The organism is Enterobacter sp. 6722112, from assembly GCF_058661685.1.
The window spans coordinates 3,967,454-3,986,435 of the sequence record NZ_JBZWGR010000007.1 but is presented as its reverse complement, the minus strand read 5'-3'; the positions used below and the strand labels follow the sequence as shown (position 1 = coordinate 3,986,435).

Genomic DNA, 18,982 nt, shown 5'->3' with positions numbered 1-18,982 from the left:
GACGCGTAGCGATCCGGGCCTACGGGGATCGTGCGGGCTGATGCCCTCACCCCAACCCTCTCCCACGGGGAGAGGGAGAAATATTTGTAGGCCGGGTAAGGCGTAGCCGCCACCCGGCATTGTTCAGGAACCTAATCTCAATGTCCTCATCCCGTCCGGTGTTCCGTTCCCGCTGGCTGCCGTACCTGTTGGTCGCACCGCAGCTGGTCATCACCGTTATCTTCTTTATCTGGCCTGCGGGCGAAGCGCTGTGGTACTCGGTACAAAGCGTGGATCCGTTCGGGCTTTCCAGCCAGTTTGTCGGGCTGGACAACTTTACCGCGCTGTTCCACGACAGCTACTACCTGGACTCCTTCTGGACGACGATCAAATTCAGTGCGCTGGTCACCGTGAGCGGTCTTGTCGCGTCGCTGTTTTTCGCCGCGCTGGTGGATTACGTGGTGCGCGGCAGCCGTCTGTATCAGACCCTGATGCTGCTGCCCTACGCCGTGGCTCCTGCCGTGGCCGCCGTGCTGTGGATCTTCCTGTTTAACCCAGGGCGCGGGCTGATTACCCACTTCCTGGGCGAATTTGGCTACGACTGGAACCACGCCCAGAACAGCGGTCAGGCGATGTTCCTGGTGGTGTTCGCCTCGGTGTGGAAGCAGATCAGCTATAACTTCCTGTTTTTCTTTGCCGCGCTACAGTCTATCCCGCGTTCGCTGGTGGAGGCCGCCGCCATCGACGGTGCAGGGCCGGTGCGCCGCTTCTTCCGGCTGTCGCTGCCGCTGATCGCCCCGGTGAGTTTCTTCCTGCTGGTGGTGAACCTGGTGTACGCCTTCTTCGACACCTTCCCGGTGATCGACGCGGCGACCGCAGGCGGTCCGGTGCAGGCGACCACCACGCTGATCTACAAGATCTACCGCGAAGGCTTTGCGGGGTTGGATCTCTCCGCTTCTGCCGCGCAGTCGGTGGTGCTGATGTTCCTCGTCATCATCCTCACGGTGGTGCAGTTCCGCTATGTCGAAAGTAAGGTGCGCTACCAATGATTGAGAACCGTCGCGGGCTGACGATTTTCAGCCATACCATGCTGATTTTAGGGATTATCGTCATCCTGTTCCCACTGTACGTGGCCTTCGTCGCCGCCACGCTGGACACCAAAGCGGTGTTCGACACGCCGATGACGCTGATCCCAGGCGGGCATCTTTTCGAGAACATGAAGACCATCTGGACCCAGGGCGTGGGCGCCAACAGCGCGCCGTTCTGGCTGATGATGCTCAACAGCTTCATCATGGCGTTTGGCATCACCGTCGGCAAAATTACGGTGTCGATGCTCTCAGCGTTCGCCATCGTCTGGTTCCGCTTTCCGCTGCGTAACCTGTTTTTCTGGATGATTTTCATCACCCTGATGCTGCCGGTAGAGGTGCGTATCTTCCCGACGGTGGAGGTGATCGCCAACCTGAAGATGCTCGACAGCTACGCGGGCTTAACCCTGCCGCTGATGGCCTCGGCGACCGCCACCTTCCTGTTCCGCCAGTTCTTTATGACCCTGCCGGATGAGTTGATTGAAGCCGCGCGCATCGACGGGGCCTCGCCGATGCGCTTCTTCCGCGACATCGTGCTGCCGCTGTCGAAAACCAACCTCGCGGCGCTGTTTGTGATCACCTTTATCTACGGCTGGAACCAGTACCTGTGGCCGTTGCTGATCGTTCAGGACGTCAACCTCGGCACCGCCGTGGCAGGCATTAAAGGCATGATCGCCACCGGCGAAGGCACCACCCTCTGGAACCAGGTGATGGCGGCGATGCTGCTCACCCTTATCCCACCCGTAGTCATTGTTTTAGCCATGCAGCGCGCGTTTGTCCGCGGCCTGGTCGATAGCGAGAAATAAGATGGCAGGTTTAAAATTACAGGCAGTTACCAAAAGCTGGGACGGTAAAACCCAGGTCATTCAGCCGCTGACGCTCGACGTGGCGGACGGGGAATTTATCGTGATGGTCGGCCCGTCCGGCTGCGGAAAATCCACCCTGCTGCGTATGGTGGCCGGGCTGGAGCGCGTAACATCCGGGGATATCTGGATTGACCGCCAGCGCGTCACCGAGATGGAACCCAAAGATCGCGGTATCGCGATGGTGTTTCAGAACTACGCCCTCTATCCGCACATGAGCGTGGAAGAGAACATGGCCTGGGGGCTGAAAATCCGCGGCATGGGCAAAGGCCATATCGCGGAGCGTGTGAAAGAGGCCGCGCGCATTCTGGAACTTGACGGCCTGCTTAAGCGCCGCCCGCGCGAGCTCTCCGGTGGCCAGCGTCAGCGCGTGGCGATGGGGCGCGCCATCGTGCGCGACCCGGCGGTATTCCTGTTCGACGAACCGCTGTCAAACCTCGACGCCAAACTGCGCGTGCAGATGCGCCTTGAGCTACAGCAGCTGCATCGCCGCCTGAAAACCACGTCCCTCTATGTGACTCACGATCAGGTTGAAGCCATGACCCTCGCCCAGCGCGTGATGGTGATGAACAAAGGCATCGCCGAGCAGATTGGCACCCCGGTGGAGGTCTACGAAAAACCGGCCAGCCGTTTTGTGGCGAGCTTTATCGGCAGCCCGGCGATGAATCTGCTGGACGGGCGGATCAATACGGCGGGAACCCACTTCGAGCTGGAAAGCGGGATGGCGTTGCCGATCAACTGGTACTATCGTGGCTACGCCGGGCGTAAGATGACGCTCGGTATCCGCCCGGAGCATATTGGTTTGACGTCTCAGGCGGACGGCGGCGTGCCGCTGGTGATGGACACGCTGGAGATGCTGGGCGCAGACAACCTGGCGCACGGGCGCTGGGGCGAGCAAAAGCTGGTGGTGCGTCTGCCGCACCAGGAGCGCCCGAAGGCAGGCAGCACGCTGTGGCTGCATATGCCGGAAAATCACCTGCACTTATTTGACGGTGAAACAGGACAACGAGTATGAGCAACTGGCCTTACCCCCACATCGTCGCCCACCGTGGCGGCGGTAAACTGGCGCCGGAAAACACCCTGGCGGCAATTGACGTTGGCGCGCGCTACGGCCACACGATGATCGAGTTCGACGCGAAGCTGTCGAAGGACGGCGAAATTTTCCTGCTGCACGACGACAATCTCGAACGCACCAGCAACGGCTGGGGCGTGGCGGGCGAACTGCCGTGGCGTGACCTGCTGAAGGTGGATGCCGGTAGCTGGTACAGCGGCGAATTTAAAGGCGAACCGCTGCCGCTGCTGGCGGAAGTGGCGGACCGCTGTCGTCAACACGGCATGATGGCCAACATCGAAATCAAACCGACCACCGGCACCGGGCCGCTGACGGGTAAAGTGATTGCCCTTGCCGCGCGCGAGCTGTGGGAAGGGATGACCGCGCCGCTGTTATCGTCGTTTGACATCGACGCGCTGGAAGCCGCACAGGCCGCCGTTCCGGAGTTGCCGCGCGGGCTGCTGCTGGATGAGTGGCGAGAAGACTGGCGCGCGCTGGCGACCCGCTTAGGCTGCGTGTCGATCCACCTCAACCATAAGCTGCTGGATGAAGCGCGCGTGACGCTGTTGAAGGAGGCCGGTCTGCATATCCTGGTGTATACCGTCAACAAACCCCAGCGTGCAGCCGAGCTGCTGCGCTGGGGCGTGGACAGCATCTGTACCGATACGATTGACCAGATTGGGCCGAACTTTATTTATTAAGCATACTGCCGTTCTGCTGGGTCGGCAGCATGTGCTGCTGACCGCTGCTTTGCGACACCCCGCCCCCTAACATCCCACCGTTTGAGTTTGGCAGCGGCTGCTCCCGCATCTGGCCCTGCTGCACGCGCTGGGTGTTGGTATTCATCTGGTTTTGCAGGTGCTGCTGCTGCACCTGGGTCTGCGTTTTTAACTGCTGATTGAGCATCCCTTTCTGCTGCTGTTGCTGGCTCATCATCTCCGTCTGCATACGCTGCTGGCTCGGAATGACGTAGCCCGGCTGGTTCGGGTTGTTCAGGGTGTTGATTGGCTGTGCGAGCGCGGCGAACGGAAGCAGCGCGGTCAGGATCAGTAATCGTTTCATGGTTATCTCCTCCTTTGAGGCTTCTCTTAAGTTTACCCTGATTCCGGCATAACGATGATTTTTTAAGAGTTGTGAACCAGGCTTAAGCGGGGAATATGGGCCCCTTCACCTGGAGAACAATAATGATGAAACCAACCTTTTTGCGCTGGGTCGCCATCGCTGCGCTGATGGCAGGCGGCACATTTACCGTGGCGGCCAACCCGCCCGCCGCTCCTCCGGTCTCTTACGGCGTGGAGGAGGATGTTTTTCACCCCGTGCGGGCGACGCACGGCATGGTGGCCTCGGTTGACGCGCTGGCAACGCAGGTGGGCGTCGATATTCTTAAGCAGGGCGGTAACGCGGTGGATGCGGCGGTTGCGGTGGGATATGCGCTGGCGGTGACGCATCCACAGGCGGGGAACCTGGGCGGCGGCGGGTTTATGATGCTGCGCACCAAAGACGGTAAAACCACGGCCATCGACTTCCGTGAGATGGCGCCGAACCAGGCTTCCCGCGATATGTTCCTCGACGATCAGGGCAATCCGGACAGTAAAAAGTCTCTGACCTCGCACCTTGCCTCCGGCACGCCGGGCACCGTTGCGGGCTTCTCGCTGGCGCTGGAAAAATACGGCACGCTGCCGCTGAATAAAGTGGTGCAGCCTGCCATCAAGCTGGCGCGCGACGGCTTCGTCGTCAACGACGCGCTGGCGGACGACCTCAAAACCTACGGCAGCGAAGTCATTCCCAATCATGAGAACAGCAAGGCTATCTTCTGGAAAGACGGCGAGCCGCTGAAGAAGGGCGATAAGCTGGTGCAGAAGAACCTCGCAAAAAGTCTCGAACTGATTGCTGAAAACGGTCCGGACGCCTTCTATAAGGGGCCGATTGCCGATCAGATTGCCGATGAGATGCAGAAGAACGGCGGGCTGATCACCAAAGCGGATCTGGCGGAATATAAGGCGGTGGAGCGCGAGCCGATCAGCGGCACCTATCGCGGCTACGAGGTCTTCTCCATGCCGCCGCCGTCCTCCGGGGGGATTCACATCGTGCAGATCCTCAATATTCTGGAAAACTTCGATATGCACAAGTTCGGCTTCGGTAGCGCCGATGCCATGCAGGTGATGGCGGAGGCGGAGAAGCGCGCCTACGCTGACCGCTCGGAATACCTTGGCGATCCGGACTTCGTGAAGGTGCCGTGGCAGGCGCTGACCAACAAAGCCTATGCCAAATCGATTGCCGACGAGATCGACATCAACAAGGCTAAGCCGTCGAGCGAGATCCGCCCGGGCAAGCTGGCGCCGTACGAAAGTAACCAGACCACCCATTTCTCGGTCGTGGACAAAGACGGAAACGCGGTGGCGGTGACGTACACGCTTAACACCACCTTCGGTACCGGGATTGTGGCGGGCAACAGCGGCATTTTGCTGAACAACGAGATGGATGATTTCTCTGCCAAACCGGGCGTGCCGAACGTCTACGGGCTGGTCGGCGGCGATGCGAATGCGGTCGGGCCGAAGAAGCGCCCGCTGTCGTCCATGTCGCCCACCATCGTGGTGAAAGACGGCAAAACCTGGCTGGTGACCGGCAGCCCTGGCGGGAGCCGGATTATCACAACCGTGCTGCAAATGGTGGTGAACAGCATCGACTTTGGGATGAACGTCGCCGAAGCGACTAATGCGCCGCGTTTCCACCACCAGTGGCTGCCGGACGAGCTGCGCGTCGAGAAGGGCTTTAGCCCGGACACCATTAAGCTGCTTGAGCAGCGCGGGCAGAAGGTGGCGGTGAAGGAGGCGATGGGCAGCACCCAGAGCATTATGGTCGGGCCGGACGGGGCGCTGTTTGGCGCATCGGACCCGCGTTCGGTGGATGATTTGACGGCGGGGTATTGATTTTTTTGCCCGGTGGCGCTGCGCTTACCGGGCCTACAATGGCATGCACGTAGGCCGGGTAAGGCGAAGCCGCCACCCGGCAACAAACTACTTCATACGCGCCATATAATACGCGTCCACATATTCGCCGTTGCGCAGGGCGTAGCGCCTGCCGGTGCCTTCAATCTCAAACCCGTGCTTTTTGTACACCGCGATTGCCGGTTCGTTATCCACAAACACCGTTAACTCGATGCGGTCGACGCGCAGCCAGTTGTCGCACATATCGATCATGGTGCGAATCAGCGCGCTGGCCACGCCGCGGTTATGCCACTGCGCGCCAACGCAGATACCGAAATCGGCAACGTGGCTGCGGCGTGGTCGCTGGGCGACATCAATGGTGAGGTGGCCGACCACGATATCATCAATGCAGGCAACCAGCTGTTTAATGCCCGGCTGTTCGCCTAGCCGCATTTGCCACATTTCCATTGAAGGATGAGGAACCTGTAGCGTGTTGTGGTACACCTCCGGCTGGGCGTGGATCTGACGAATGGCGTCGTAATCTTTCGGTTCAGCGTGGCGTATCACTATCTCACTCATTCCTTGTTCCTCAGTCAGTTAAAAGTCCCTTCCAACATCAGTGACTTTAAAAGTTGAGTCAATCGCTATTTTTTGCAAAAAGTGTTGGACAAGTGCGAATGAGAATGATTATTATTGCTCTGCATTCAGGAAGACCTCTACGGGAACCTGAAAGCACGACATTGCTCACATTGCTTCCAGTATTACTTTAGCCAGCTTCTCGCTGGCTTTTTTTTGCCCTTTTTCTCCCTTTCCCCGTAGGAGAGGGCTGGGGTGAGGGCAAAACATGCGCTATGGTAAAACCCAGTAACCTTCCAAAAGGACTGAGCCATGACACTACATTGTGCATTTATTGGATTTGGCAAAAGCACCACGCGTTACCACCTTCCGTATGTTCTTAACCGAAAAGAGACCTGGCACGTGGCCCATATCTATCGCCGCCGCGCGAAGCCAGAAGAGCAGTCTCCGCAGTATTCCCATATTCATTTCACCAGCGATCTTGATGAGGTGCTTAACGACCCGCAGGTGAAGCTGGTGGTGGTCTGTACCCACGCTGACAGCCACTTTGACTACGCGAAACGCGCGCTGGAAGCGGGTAAAAACGTGCTGGTGGAAAAACCGTTCACCCCGACCCTCGCCGAAGCGAAGGAGCTGTTCGCGCTGGCGAAAAGCAAAGGGCTGACCGTCACGCCGTATCAGAACCGTCGCTTTGACAGCTGCTTTCTGACTGCAAAAAAGGCAATTGAGAGCGGCAAACTCGGCGAGATCGTGGAAATCGAAAGCCACTTCGATTACTACCGCCCGGTGGCGGAAACCCAGCCCGGACTGCCGCAGGACGGATCTTTCTACGGTCTCGGTGTGCACACCATGGACCAGATCATCTCCTTGTTTGGCCGCCCGGACCACGTGGCGTATGACATCCGCAGCCTGCGCAATAAGGCCAACCCGGACGATACCTTTGAAGCGCAGCTGTTCTACGGCGACCTGAAAGCCATCGTAAAAACCAGCCATCTGGTGAAAATCGACTACCCGAAATTTATCGTTCACGGCAAGAAAGGCTCCTTTATCAAGTACGGTATTGACCAACAGGAGACCAGCCTGAAGGCCAATATCATGCCGGGTGAACCGGGCTTTGCGGCAGATGATTCCGTGGGCGTGCTGGAGTACGTGAACGACGAGGGCCTGACGGTCAGGGAAGAGCTGAAGCCGGAAACGGGCGACTATGGACGCGTCTACGATGCGCTGTATGACACCCTCGCCACCGGCGCGCCGAATTATGTCAAGGAATCTGACGTTCTGACCAACCTGGAAATCCTTGAACGGGCCTTCGAACAGGCTTCTCCTGCCACGGTAACCCTCGCCAGATAAGCAAAAATGGCTCCTCTGCGCTTGTTCTAAATTTTTGAACAGAGGAGTCAATTTTCACCCTCTATGATCCCAGGGCGTTTGCGTCCACACTTACTCCATCGAAACGAACTGAGGGTGAAAACAATGATCTACTTACGCAAAGCAAACGAACGTGGTCACGCGAATCATGGCTGGCTGGACTCATGGCATTCATTCTCGTTTGCCGACTACTACGACCCGAACTTTATGGGCTTCTCCGCACTGCGCGTGATTAACGACGACGTGATTGATGCAGGCCAGGGCTTCGGTACCCACCCGCACAAAGACATGGAAATCCTGACCTATGTGCTGGAAGGGGCGGTTGAGCACCAGGACAGCATGGGCAACAAAGAGCAGGTTCCGGCGGGCGAGTTCCAGATTATGAGCGCGGGTACCGGGGTGCGTCACTCTGAGTACAACCCGAGCAAAACGGAAAAACTGCACCTGTATCAAATCTGGATCATTCCAGAAGAGACCGGCATCACGCCACGCTACGAGCAGCGCCGCTTCGACGCGAAACAGGGCAAACAGCTGGTGCTGTCCCCGGATGCGCGTGAAGGTTCCCTGAAAGTGCATCAGGATATGGAGCTGTACCGTTGGGCGCTGGCGAAAGATGAACAGTCTGTACACCAGATTGCCGCTAACCGCCGCGTGTGGATCCAGGTGGTGAAAGGTGAAGTGTCCATCAACGGCACCAAAGCGACAACCGCCGATGGCCTGGCAGTCTGGGATGAGCAGGCGCTCTCCGTGCATGCCGACAGCGAAAGTGAAATTCTGCTGTTTGACCTGCCGCCGGTCTAAATAATTTCTCAACCTTCCCTTTAAACGGGGAAGGTTGAGCTTTGTCCGTGATAAACTGAGCAAATCTCTCACTTCAAGATTTCTCAGGACGATGAAAAAGAAACGCCCCGTACTTCAGGATGTCGCCGATCGCGTCGGTGTGACCAAAATGACGGTCAGCCGTTTTTTACGTAACCCGGAACAGGTTTCCGTGGCGTTGCGTGGCAAGATTGCCGCCGCCCTTGATGAACTGGGTTATATCCCCAACCGCGCGCCCGATATTCTCTCCAATGCAACCAGCCGTGCGGTGGGCGTCCTGCTTCCTTCCTTAACCAACCAGGTATTCGCCGAAGTGCTGCGTGGCATTGAAAGCGTCACCGATGCGTTTGGCTATCAGACCATGCTCGCCCACTACGGGTACAAGCCGGAACTGGAAGAGGAACGTCTTGAATCCATGCTTTCCTGGAACATCGACGGCCTGATTTTAACGGAACGTACTCACACCCCGCGCACGCTGAAAATGATTGAAGTGGCAGGCATTCCGGTGGTGGAACTGATGGACAGCCAGTCGCCGTGCCTCGATATCGCCGTGGGGTTCGATAACTTTGAAGCGGCGCGTCAGATGACGGCTGCGATTATCGCCCGTGGTCATCGCCATGTGGCCTATCTGGGTGCGCGTCTGGATGAACGTACTATCATCAAACAGAAGGGATATGAGCAGGCGATGCTCGACGCCGGTTTAACCCCGTACAGCGTGATGGTGGAGCAATCTTCTTCTTACACGTCGGGTATTGAGCTGATGCGTCAGGCGCGACGCGAGTATCCGCAACTGGACGGTATTTTCTGCACCAACGATGACCTTGCGGTCGGCGCGGCGTTTGAGTGCCAGCGTCTGGGGCTCAAGATCCCGGATGATATGGCGATTGCCGGCTTCCACGGCCACGACATTGGCCAGGTGATGGAGCCGCGTCTGGCGAGCGTCCTGACCCCGCGTGAACGCATGGGCCGCATAGGTGCAGAACGCCTGCTGGCGCGCATTCGTGGTGAGGCAGTTACTCCTAAAATGTTAGATTTAGGTTTCACCTTGTCACCAGGTGGATCTATTTAATCCGACAAATTTGAAGTAGCTCACACTTATTCACTTCGCGCACGTTTGGATATTGCTTCTCTTATGCCCCGGCAGGACAATGTTACCGATAACTGTTACCCGTAACAATTGACTGAGGGACACCCTTTGAGCACGACTAATCACGATCACCACGTTTACGTCCTGATGGGCGTGTCCGGTAGCGGTAAATCTGCCGTGGCGAGCGAAGTGGCGCATCAACTCCAGGCTGCGTTTCTTGATGGTGACTTCCTCCATCCGCGCAGCAACATCATGAAAATGGCTTCCGGCGAGCCGCTGAACGACGACGACCGCAAACCGTGGTTGCAGGCGCTGAATGACGCCGCGTTCGCGATGCAGCGCACCAATAAAGTCTCCCTGATCGTCTGTTCCGCGCTGAAAAAAACCTATCGCGACCTGCTGCGCGACGGCAACCCGAACCTCTCTTTCATCTACCTGAAAGGCGATTTTGGGGTGATTGAAAGCCGCCTGAAGGCGCGTAAAGGCCACTTCTTCAAAACCCAGATGCTGGTAACGCAGTTCGAAGCGTTGCAGGAGCCGGGTGCTGACGAGCAGGATGTCTTAGTGGTTGATATCGATCAGCCGCTGGAAGGTGTTGTTGCCAGCACCATCGAGGTTATTAATAAAAGGCAGTAAGTTTTGAGTACATTAACGCTAGTTTTGACAGCAGTGGGTTCCGTATTGCTGCTGCTGTTTTTAGTGATGAAGGCACGTATGCACGCCTTCGTTGCTTTGATGGTGGTTTCTATTGGTGCCGGTCTCTTTTCCGGCATGCCGCTCGACAAAATCGCGGCGACGATGGAAAAAGGGATGGGCGGCACGCTCGGCTTCCTGGCCATTGTGGTGGCGCTGGGCGCGATGTTTGGCAAGATTTTGCACGAGACGGGCGCGGTCGATCAGATTGCCGTCAAGATGCTGAAATCCTTCGGCCACAGCCGTGCGCACTACGCGATTGGTCTGGCCGGTCTGATTTGCGCGCTGCCGCTGTTCTTTGAAGTGGCGGTGGTGCTGCTGATTAGCGTGGCGTTCTCCATGGCGCGGCATACTGGTACCAACCTCGTGAAGCTGGTCATTCCGCTGTTTGCGGGCGTGGCGGCTGCGGCGGCGTTCCTGCTGCCGGGGCCTGCGCCGATGCTGCTGGCCTCCCAGATGCATGCTGACTTTGGCTGGATGATCCTGATTGGCCTGTGCGCGGCAATTCCGGGGATGATTATCGCCGGTCCGCTGTGGGGCAACTTCATCAGCCGCTACGTTGAGCTGCACATTCCGGATGACATCACCGAGCCGCACCTGGGCGAGGGCAAAATGCCATCCTTCGGCTTCAGTCTGTCGCTGATCCTGCTGCCGCTGGTGCTGGTGGGCCTGAAAACCATCGCTGCGCGCTTTGTGCCGGTGGGGTCAACCGCTTACGAATGGTTCGAATTTATTGGTCATCCGTTCACCGCGATCCTGGTGGCGTGTCTGGTAGCAATTTACGGCCTGGCGATGCGTCAGGGCATGCCGAAAGACCGCGTGATGGAGATCTGTGGTGCCGCGCTGCAACCGGCGGGGATTATCCTGCTGGTGATCGGGGCGGGCGGCGTGTTCAAGCAGGTGCTGGTGGATTCCGGCGTTGGTCCGGCGCTGGGCGAAGCGCTGACCGGGATGGGGCTGCCGATTGCAGTCACCTGTTTCGTGCTGGCTGCGGCGGTGCGTATCATTCAGGGCTCCGCGACCGTAGCGTGCTTAACCGCCGTGGGTCTGGTGATGCCGGTGATTGAACAGCTGAACTACTCCGGTGCGCAGATGGCGGCGCTCTCTATCTGTATCGCGGGTGGCTCGATTGTGGTTTCTCACGTTAACGACGCGGGCTTCTGGCTGTTCGGTAAATTTACCGGCGCAACCGAAGCGCAAACCCTTAAAACCTGGACGCTGATGGAAACCATCCTCGGCACGACGGGTGCGGTTGTCGGGATGATTGCGTTTACGCTGCTGAGCTAATCCCTGTTTTCTCCCTCTCCCTGTGGGAGAGGGTTGGGGTGAGGGCATCAGGCCGCAGAGGGCGTATTTTGTCGGGTGGCGGCTTCGCCTTACCCGACCTACAAAAACCTCAGGTCCCGTAGGCCGGGTAAGCGTAAGCGCCACCCGGCTTTTTTACAGCGGCACGATGCCTTCCTTTGTGCGCAACCAGCGCGGCGCTTTCAGCGTATCACTGTAAAACCCCACTAAATCCTGCAACAAATCTCCTGCGACTCTTTTATCGCTCGCCGAGAGCGTTCGAGCCAACAGCATTTGCGTTAGCAACTGGCAATACCGTCCTAACTGATCCACTTCCGGCTCGAAGACCGGCACGTCCAGCGGCAGGTCATCCACCGTCAGGCTGGCTTTTAGATATTCCGGAACAGGTTCAAGCAGCGTGGGCTGGAGCAGGGCGAGGCAGGCGGAAAGCCGTCCGCATAGCGCCATCTTTTGTGCTGAATCGTCACATTCAACCAGCACGTCTACGAATCGCTCGCAGTTGTCTGCCAGTTCGGTGAAATCGGTAGTGTGATCGAACGGGGTAGTAAATAAAGTGTGAGAAAAGTTAGGGGGAGTAGTCATAAGACAGCCTCTAATGAGTTGAGTTGACCATCTTTGGAGGGACCAACCCCACTGGTGATGGACTGAACGGAGTTGGTCCTACCGGCCTCATCAGCTACCGGCGCGCCTTGCGGCGCCACCGTCCAGCCCACCATTGAAGTGTAACTGACTGCGCGATAAAAAGAGATTCATCGCGGATGAGGATAACAGGGGACCAACCCTGACGCCTGATTTTGCAGGCGCGGCAAGAAGATACTGCGTTGGGGGCGGAGTGGCAAGAGAGGCTCTGGAAGGCGGCTCGCAAAACGAATGAATATTTTTGATGGTAGAGGCATCAGGTCCCGTAGGCCGGGTAAGCGCAAGCGCCACCCGGCTTTTTTACATCTTCACCCTTTCATCCACGCCCGGATCCCGTCCAGGAACATCTGCGTTGCCATCATCACCAGAATTAGCCCCATCAGGCGCTCCAGGGCGTTTACCCCTTTCTCACCCAGCAGGCGCAGGAACAGCGACGACTGCAACAGGATAATAAACGTCCCGCCCCAGGCGATCAGCAGGGCAATCACCAGATGGCTCATCTGATTCGGATACTGATGCGACAGCAGCATCAGCGTCGCCAGAATCGTTGGCCCGGCGACCAGCGGAATTGCCAGCGGCACGATAAACGGCTCTTCACCCGCAGGCAGGCCGCTGCTGCTGCCCTCCGCGCTCGGGAAAATCATCTTAATAGCAATCAGGAACAAAATGATCCCGCCGGAAATGGAGACCGTTTCGGCGCGTAAGTTCAGGAAAGCGAGGATTTTTTCACCGGCGAACAGGAAGATAAACATCACCAGCAGGGCGATGAGCAGCTCGCGGATCATGATCGCCCGGCGGCGCTTCGGCTCGGTATGCTTCAGCACCGACATGAAGATCGGCAGATTACCGAGCGGATCCATAATCAGGATCAATAAAACCGCTGCGGAAATGATTTCACTCATCTTAAATTATCCCTGATACTTATTGTGGTCATTGCGATGATTAGCACTTTTTCTGATTGCCGGGCAATCATCGATTAATTTCGCTTGCGACTTTGGCAGCATTTTGTAATGTGAAGCATATCCCAGTTCAATACTGGCTTGCACAATCAGCACACACCCCTTGCAGGAAAAAAATGCTATGAAAAAAGTTGGTTTTATCGGCTGGCGCGGTATGGTCGGCTCTGTACTCATGCAACGCATGGTTGAAGAGCGCGATTTCGACGCCATCCGCCCGGTCTTCTTCTCCACTTCCCAGCTCGGCCAGGCTGCACCGTCCTTTGGGGGTACCACAGGCACGTTGCAGGATGCTTACGATCTGGAAGCGCTGAAGGCACTCGACATTATTGTGACCTGCCAGGGCGGCGATTATACCAACGAAATCTATCCGAAGCTGCGTGAAAGCGGCTGGCAGGGCTACTGGATTGATGCGGCCTCTTCGCTTCGCATGAAAGACGATGCCATCATTATTCTTGACCCGGTTAACCAGGGCGTCATCACTGACGGCCTGAACAACGGCGTGAAAACCTTTGTTGGCGGTAACTGCACCGTCAGCCTGATGCTGATGTCCCTCGGCGGCCTGTTCGCACAGGATCTGGTGGAGTGGGTCTCCGTGGCGACCTACCAGGCGGCCTCCGGCGGCGGCGCGCGTCATATGCGTGAGCTGCTGACCCAGATGGGCCAGCTGCACCAGAGCGTCGCTGCCGAGCTGGCAGACCCGGCGTCCGCCATCCTCGACATCGAGCGTAAAGTCACTCAGCTCACCCGCAGCGGCGAGCTGCCGGTGGATAACTTTGGCGTACCGCTGGCCGGTGGCCTGATCCCGTGGATCGACAAACAGCTGGATAACGGCCAGACCCGCGAAGAGTGGAAGGGCCAGGCTGAGACCAACAAAATCCTCGGCACCGCGAACACCATTCCGGTTGACGGTCTGTGCGTGCGTATCGGCGCGCTGCGCTGCCACAGCCAGGCCTTTACCATTAAACTGAAAAAAGATGTGTCTATTCCGACCGTGGAAGAGCTGTTGGCCGCACACAACCCGTGGGCGAAAGTGGTGCCAAACGATCGCGATATCACCATGCGCGAACTGACCCCGGCAGCCGTTACCGGCACGCTGACCACCCCGGTTGGTCGTCTGCGCAAGTTGAACATGGGGCCGGAGTACCTCTCCGCGTTCACCGTTGGCGATCAGCTGCTGTGGGGTGCAGCCGAGCCGCTGCGCCGTATGCTGCGCCAGCTGGCGTAATAATTTGTTAAACACGGGGGGTGATTGTCACCCCCTTTTTTTGCGTACTACATGGAGTAAAACGCAGATGTCTTATTTTTTATCAGGAGGACCCACGACGTTGGCTATGCTTTAAGGAAGATTTATTTCTCACCTGAGGGTAGGGCGGAGCAGAGAGGATTAACTGCACCGTTTAGGTCACATTAAAAGTCGTCCCGGAGCGCGTAAAAAGGGCGACATAAAAAAACAGGATGAACACCATGTCCGATCGTATTTCGAGAGACGTGATTAATGCGCTTATTGCGGGTCACTTTGCCGACCCCTTTTCTGTGCTAGGGATGCACCGTACAGAGGCCGGACTGGAAGTTCGGGCGCTGTTACCGGATGCAACAGAAGTGTGGGTTATCGAACCCAAAACCGGCCGCAAAGTGGGTAATCTGGAATGCCTCGACTCGCGTGGCTTCTTCTCGGGCGTCATGCCCCGCCGTAAAAATCCTTTTCGTTATCAGCTTGCCGTTATCTGGCACGGTCAGCAAAACCTGATTGACGATCCCTATAGCTTCGGCCCGCTCTTAAAAGAGATGGACGCCTGGCTGCTGTCCGAAGGGACCCATTTACGCCCCTACGAAACGCTGGGTGCCCATGCGGATACCATGGACGGTATCACCGGCACGCGTTTTGCCGTATGGGCGCCAAACGCCCAGCGCGTCTCCGTCGTCGGGCAGTTCAACTACTGGGACGGTCGTCGTCACCCCATGCGCCTGCGCCGGGAAACCGGCATCTGGGAGCTGTTTATCCCCGGCGCGCACAACGGTCAGCTCTACAAATTCGAGATGATCGATGCCAACGGCAAGCTGCGCATTAAATCTGACCCGTACGCCTTTGAGGCAGAGCTACGCCCGAATACCGCCTCGCTGATTTGCGGCCTGCCGGAGAAGGTTGTCCAGAGCGAGGAGCGCAAGCAGGCCAACCGCTTTGATGCGCCAATCTCCGTCTATGAAGTGCATCTCGGCTCGTGGCGTCGCCACACCGATAACAACTTCTGGCTGAGCTATCGCGAGCTGGCGGACCAGCTGGTGCCGTACGCCAAATGGATGGGCTTTACCCATCTGGAGCTGCTGCCGATCAACGAACACCCATTTGACGGCAGCTGGGGCTATCAGCCAACCGGGCTGTATGCGCCCACGCGCCGCTTCGGCACGCGCGATGACTTCCGCTATTTCATCGATGCCGCGCACGCCGCCGGGCTGAACGTGATCCTCGACTGGGTGCCGGGCCACTTCCCGTCGGATGATTTTGCGCTGGCAGAGTTCGACGGCACAAAGCTGTACGAGCACAGTGACCCGCGCGAAGGCTATCACCAGGACTGGAACACGCTGATCTACAACTACGGTCGCCGTGAAGTATCGAACTACCTGGTCGGGAACGCGCTGTACTGGATCGAACGTTTCGGCATTGATGCCCTGCGCGTGGATGCGGTGGCGTCGATGATCTACCGCGACTACAGCCGCAAAGAGGGGGAGTGGATCCCGAACGAGTATGGTGGCCGTGAAAACCTCGAAGCGATTGAGTTTCTGCGCAACACCAACCGGATTATCGGCGAGCAGGTGGAAGGCGCTGTGACCATGGCAGAAGAGTCCACCGACTTCCCGGGCGTTTCCCGTCCACCGGCAATGGGTGGTCTGGGCTTCTGGTACAAATGGAACCTCGGCTGGATGCACGACACGCTCGACTACATGAAGCTCGACCCGGTTTATCGTCAGTATCACCACGATAAGCTCACCTTCGGGTTGCTCTATAACTACACCGAAAACTTCATGCTGCCGCTGTCGCACGATGAAGTGGTGCACGGCAAGAAATCCATTCTCGACCGCATGCCGGGCGACCCATGGCAGAAGTTTGCCAACCTGCGCGCTTACTACGGCTGGCTGTTTGCTTTCCCGGGTAAAAAGCTGCTGTTTATGGGCAACGAGTTCGCTCAGGGCCGCGAATGGAACCACGATAGCAGCCTTGACTGGCATCTGCTGGAAGGTGCGGACAACTGGCACCACGGCGTACAGCGTCTGGTCCGTGACCTGAACCTGACCTATCGCCATCACAAAGCGCTGCACGAGCTGGACTTCGATCCGTACGGCTTTGAGTGGCTGGTGGTGGACGACCACGAGCGCTCGGTGTTTGTCTTTGTGCGCCGCGACAAGGCGGGTAACGAGGTCATTGTCGCCAGCAACTTCACGCCGGTGCCGCGCGAACACTACCGCTTCGGCATTAACCAGCCGGGTAAATGGCGCGAAATTCTCAATACCGACTCCATGCACTACCACGGCAGCAACGCGGGTAACGGTGGCCTGGTGCAGAGCGATGCCATTGAAAGCCACGGCCGTCCGAACTCCCTGAGCCTGACGCTGCCGCCGCTTGGTACAATCTGGCTGGTGCGGGAGGGTGAATGACGCAGCTTACGGCAGGTAAACCCGAACCGCTCGGGGCGAGTTTTGACGGAAAGGGGGTGAACTTCACGCTCTTTTCCGCCCATGCGGAGCGGGTGGAACTCTGTGTGTTTGACGGGGAAGGTAACGAGCACCGTTACGATTTACCGGCGCGCACGGGGGATACCTGGCATGGCTACCTGGCCGGAGGACGGCCGGGGATGCACTACGGTTTTCGCGTACACGGCCCCTGGGAGCCCTCTCAGGGGCACTGGTTTAACCCGGCGAAGCTGCTGATTGACCCGTGCGCGCACCGCGTGGACGGTGAGTTTAAAGATGACTCGCTGTTCCACGTTGGCTACGGCGAACCTGACCACCGCGACAGCGCGCCCGTCGCGCCCAAAAGCGTGGTGGTGCACGATCTCTACGACTGGGAAGACGATGCCCCGCCGCGCACGCCGTGGGGCAACACCGTCATTTATGAAGCCCACGTTAAAGGGCTGACATATCTGCACCCGTCAATCCCTAAAGAGATGCGCGGCACCTACAAAGCGCTTGGGCATCCGACGATGGTCGCGTACCTGAAGCACTTAGGGATCACCGCGCTGGAGCTGTTGCCCGTGGCGCATTTCGCCAGCGAGCCGCGGCTACAGCGTCTTGGGTTAAGCAACTACTGGGGCTACAACCCGCTGGCGATGTTCGCCCTCGACCCGCGCTACGCGGTGCAGCCGGAGAAGGCACGGGATGAGTTTCGCGATGCGGTGAAGGCGCTTCACGCGGCGGGTATCGAGGTCATTCTGGACGTGGTGCTGAACCACAGTGCGGAAAGCGATCTTGACGGCCCGACGCTCTCACAGCGCGGAATCGATAACCGTAGCTATTATTGGATCAGGGACGACGGCGATTACGAGAACTGGACCGGGTGCGGTAACACCCTCAACCTCAGTCATCCGGCCGTTACGCATTACGCGTACGAGTGCCTGAAATACTGGGTTGAGACGTTCCACGTGGACGGTTTTCGCTTCGACCTGGCGCCGGTGATGGGGCGCACCCCGGCGTTCAGCCAGCAGGCGCCGCTGTTTGAGGCCATCAAAAACTGCCCGGTGCTCTCAAAGGTTAAGCTGATCGCGGAGCCCTGGGACATCGGAGAGGGCGGTTATCAGGTGGGGAATTTCCCGCCGCTGTTTGCCGAGTGGAACGACCACTTCCGCGATGCCATCCGCCGCTTCTGGCTGACGCGCGATCTGTCGCTGGGGGAGTTTGCCGGTCGCTTTGCCGGCTCCAGCGATCTCTTCAAGCGTGACGGCAAACGTCCGTCGGCCACCATTAACCTGCTGACGGCACACGACGGTTTTACGCTGCGCGACTGCGTTTGTTTCAATCAGAAACACAATGAGGCAAACGGCGAGGAGAATCGCGATGGGACTAACAATAACCATAGCTTCAACCATGGTATAGAAGGGTTAGGCGGAAGTCTGGATGTGATCGAGCGGCGACGCGCCAGCGTTCATGCGCTGCTGACGACGCTTTTGTTGTCGCAGGGCACGCCGATGCTGCTGGCGGGCGATGAGCACGGCCACAGCCAGCACGGCAACAACAACGCCTATTGCCAGGACAACACCCTGACCTGGCTCGACTGGGGAGAAGCGAACAGCGGGCTGACCCATTTCACCGCGGCGCTGATCCATCTTCGCCAGCGCATCCCCGCGCTCACCGCCGACCGCTGGTGGGAAGAGGGCGACGGAAACGTTCGCTGGCTGAATAAAGACGCGCAACCGTTAAGCGCGCAAGAGTGGCAACACGGCATACCCTGTCTGCAAATCCTGCTTTCGGATGCGTGGCTGGTGACGCTGAACGCGACGGATGACGTCGCAGAGATTGTTTTACCTGACGGGGAATGGCGAGCCATTCCTCCCTTTGCCGGAGCGGATAATCCGGTTGTTATGGCTGTCTGGCACGGGCCTGCGCACGGAGTGTGCGTATTCCAAAGATGATAAAAAAGGA

The 18,982-nt window shown here is 58.0% G+C and carries 17 protein-coding genes; 13 read left to right on the top strand and 4 right to left on the bottom strand.

Annotated elements, in window-relative coordinates:
• Positions 1–140: 140 nt before the first annotated feature.
• The 4 genes from ugpA to ugpQ are packed head-to-tail and all read left to right on the top strand — an operon-like array spanning position 141 to position 3,679.
• On the top strand, positions 141–1,028 hold the full coding sequence (ugpA, locus tag AC4OVU_RS20605) for a sn-glycerol-3-phosphate ABC transporter permease UgpA (protein WP_003861551.1): 888 nt from the start codon (positions 141–143) through the stop codon (positions 1,026–1,028).
• Entirely contained in the window at positions 1,025–1,870 is an 846-nt protein-coding gene (gene ugpE, locus AC4OVU_RS20600; RefSeq protein WP_015571468.1) for a sn-glycerol-3-phosphate ABC transporter permease UgpE, read from the top strand. The genes ugpA and ugpE overlap by 4 nt, the downstream gene beginning before the upstream one ends.
• A gap of 1 nt (position 1,871) precedes the next feature.
• Positions 1,872–2,942, top strand: coding sequence for a sn-glycerol-3-phosphate import ATP-binding protein UgpC (locus AC4OVU_RS20595; protein WP_110292456.1), 1,071 nt, complete (start codon positions 1,872–1,874; stop codon positions 2,940–2,942).
• Complete coding sequence (gene ugpQ, locus AC4OVU_RS20590) at positions 2,939–3,679, top strand: glycerophosphodiester phosphodiesterase (protein ID WP_110292457.1); 741 nt, start codon at positions 2,939–2,941, stop codon at positions 3,677–3,679. The genes AC4OVU_RS20595 and ugpQ overlap by 4 nt, the downstream gene beginning before the upstream one ends.
• Here ugpQ and AC4OVU_RS20585 read toward each other — a convergent pair.
• Complete coding sequence (locus AC4OVU_RS20585) at positions 3,669–4,040, bottom strand: DUF2756 family protein (protein WP_017384131.1); 372 nt, start codon at positions 4,038–4,040, stop codon at positions 3,669–3,671. The genes ugpQ and AC4OVU_RS20585 overlap by 11 nt on opposite strands.
• Before the next feature lie 122 nt (positions 4,041–4,162).
• On the opposite strand from AC4OVU_RS20585, the gene ggt reads away from it, so the two are divergent.
• Positions 4,163–5,908 (top strand): gamma-glutamyltransferase, encoded by a 1,746-nt coding sequence (gene ggt / locus AC4OVU_RS20580; RefSeq protein ID WP_072203352.1) that lies wholly within the window; start codon positions 4,163–4,165, stop codon positions 5,906–5,908.
• 87 nt (positions 5,909–5,995) lie between these two features.
• Here ggt and yhhY read toward each other — a convergent pair whose 3' ends face one another.
• Complete coding sequence (gene yhhY, locus AC4OVU_RS20575; protein WP_015571463.1) at positions 5,996–6,484, bottom strand: N-acetyltransferase; 489 nt, start codon at positions 6,482–6,484, stop codon at positions 5,996–5,998.
• A 309-nt stretch (positions 6,485–6,793) separates the two neighbouring features.
• Here yhhY and AC4OVU_RS20570 point away from each other — a divergent pair, with 309 nt between their 5' ends.
• The 5 genes from AC4OVU_RS20570 to gntU all read left to right on the top strand — a co-directional run bounded on the left by AC4OVU_RS20570 (position 6,794) and on the right by gntU (position 11,735).
• Positions 6,794–7,831 carry an oxidoreductase gene (locus AC4OVU_RS20570; RefSeq protein WP_047718145.1) on the top strand — a complete coding sequence of 346 codons (1,038 nt, stop codon included), beginning with the start codon at positions 6,794–6,796 and terminating at the stop codon, positions 7,829–7,831.
• Between the two features lie 123 nt (positions 7,832–7,954).
• A complete protein-coding gene (locus AC4OVU_RS20565) occupies positions 7,955–8,650 on the top strand; it encodes a pirin family protein (protein WP_003861565.1) in 696 nt (231 codons plus the stop codon).
• 91 nt (positions 8,651–8,741) lie between these two features.
• A complete protein-coding gene (gntR, locus tag AC4OVU_RS20560) occupies positions 8,742–9,737 on the top strand; it encodes a gluconate operon transcriptional repressor GntR (RefSeq protein WP_003861567.1) in 996 nt (331 codons plus the stop codon).
• A 126-nt stretch (positions 9,738–9,863) separates the two neighbouring features.
• On the top strand, positions 9,864–10,391 hold the full coding sequence (gene gntK, locus AC4OVU_RS20555) for a gluconokinase (protein ID WP_003861569.1): 528 nt from the start codon (positions 9,864–9,866) through the stop codon (positions 10,389–10,391).
• Between the two features lie 3 nt (positions 10,392–10,394).
• Entirely contained in the window at positions 10,395–11,735 is a 1,341-nt protein-coding gene (gene gntU / locus AC4OVU_RS20550; protein WP_003861572.1) for a gluconate transporter, read from the top strand.
• A gap of 153 nt (positions 11,736–11,888) precedes the next feature.
• Here gntU and AC4OVU_RS20545 read toward each other — a convergent pair whose 3' ends face one another.
• Together AC4OVU_RS20545 and yhgN are read right to left on the bottom strand one after the other, a co-directional pair.
• Positions 11,889–12,335 (bottom strand): hypothetical protein, encoded by a 447-nt coding sequence (locus AC4OVU_RS20545; protein ID WP_110292458.1) that lies wholly within the window; start codon positions 12,333–12,335, stop codon positions 11,889–11,891.
• A gap of 365 nt (positions 12,336–12,700) precedes the next feature.
• A complete protein-coding gene (gene yhgN / locus AC4OVU_RS20540; RefSeq protein WP_003861574.1) occupies positions 12,701–13,294 on the bottom strand; it encodes an NAAT family transporter YhgN in 594 nt (197 codons plus the stop codon).
• Positions 13,295–13,472: 178 nt separating this feature from the next.
• Between yhgN and asd the strand changes: the two genes are divergently transcribed.
• The 3 genes from asd to glgX all read left to right on the top strand — a co-directional run bounded on the left by asd (position 13,473) and on the right by glgX (position 18,972).
• Positions 13,473–14,576, top strand: a complete 1,104-nt coding sequence (asd, locus tag AC4OVU_RS20535; RefSeq protein WP_110292459.1) for an aspartate-semialdehyde dehydrogenase — start codon at positions 13,473–13,475, stop codon at positions 14,574–14,576.
• Positions 14,577–14,815: 239 nt separating this feature from the next.
• Entirely contained in the window at positions 14,816–17,002 is a 2,187-nt protein-coding gene (gene glgB, locus AC4OVU_RS20530) for a 1,4-alpha-glucan branching enzyme (protein ID WP_017384137.1), read from the top strand.
• Positions 16,999–18,972 (top strand): glycogen debranching protein GlgX, encoded by a 1,974-nt coding sequence (gene glgX / locus AC4OVU_RS20525; protein ID WP_017384138.1) that lies wholly within the window; start codon positions 16,999–17,001, stop codon positions 18,970–18,972. Before glgB ends, glgX begins: the two co-directional genes overlap by 4 nt.
• Positions 18,973–18,982 lie beyond the last annotated feature (10 nt).

Coding starts and splice junctions, on each gene's coding strand:
- ugpA (WP_003861551.1), top strand. CDS start 141: ATGTCCTCATCCCGTCCGGTGTTCCGTTCCCGCTGGCTGCCGTACCTG.
- ugpE (WP_015571468.1), top strand. CDS start 1,025: ATGATTGAGAACCGTCGCGGGCTGACGATTTTCAGCCATACCATGCTG.
- AC4OVU_RS20595 (WP_110292456.1), top strand. CDS start 1,872: ATGGCAGGTTTAAAATTACAGGCAGTTACCAAAAGCTGGGACGGTAAA.
- ugpQ (WP_110292457.1), top strand. CDS start 2,939: ATGAGCAACTGGCCTTACCCCCACATCGTCGCCCACCGTGGCGGCGGT.
- AC4OVU_RS20585 (WP_017384131.1), bottom strand. CDS start 4,040: ATGAAACGATTACTGATCCTGACCGCGCTGCTTCCGTTCGCCGCGCTC.
- ggt (WP_072203352.1), top strand. CDS start 4,163: ATGATGAAACCAACCTTTTTGCGCTGGGTCGCCATCGCTGCGCTGATG.
- yhhY (WP_015571463.1), bottom strand. CDS start 6,484: ATGAGTGAGATAGTGATACGCCACGCTGAACCGAAAGATTACGACGCC.
- AC4OVU_RS20570 (WP_047718145.1), top strand. CDS start 6,794: ATGACACTACATTGTGCATTTATTGGATTTGGCAAAAGCACCACGCGT.
- AC4OVU_RS20565 (WP_003861565.1), top strand. CDS start 7,955: ATGATCTACTTACGCAAAGCAAACGAACGTGGTCACGCGAATCATGGC.
- gntR (WP_003861567.1), top strand. CDS start 8,742: ATGAAAAAGAAACGCCCCGTACTTCAGGATGTCGCCGATCGCGTCGGT.
- AC4OVU_RS20545 (WP_110292458.1), bottom strand. CDS start 12,335: ATGACTACTCCCCCTAACTTTTCTCACACTTTATTTACTACCCCGTTC.
- yhgN (WP_003861574.1), bottom strand. CDS start 13,294: ATGAGTGAAATCATTTCCGCAGCGGTTTTATTGATCCTGATTATGGAT.
- asd (WP_110292459.1), top strand. CDS start 13,473: ATGAAAAAAGTTGGTTTTATCGGCTGGCGCGGTATGGTCGGCTCTGTA.
- glgB (WP_017384137.1), top strand. CDS start 14,816: ATGTCCGATCGTATTTCGAGAGACGTGATTAATGCGCTTATTGCGGGT.
- glgX (WP_017384138.1), top strand. CDS start 16,999: ATGACGCAGCTTACGGCAGGTAAACCCGAACCGCTCGGGGCGAGTTTT.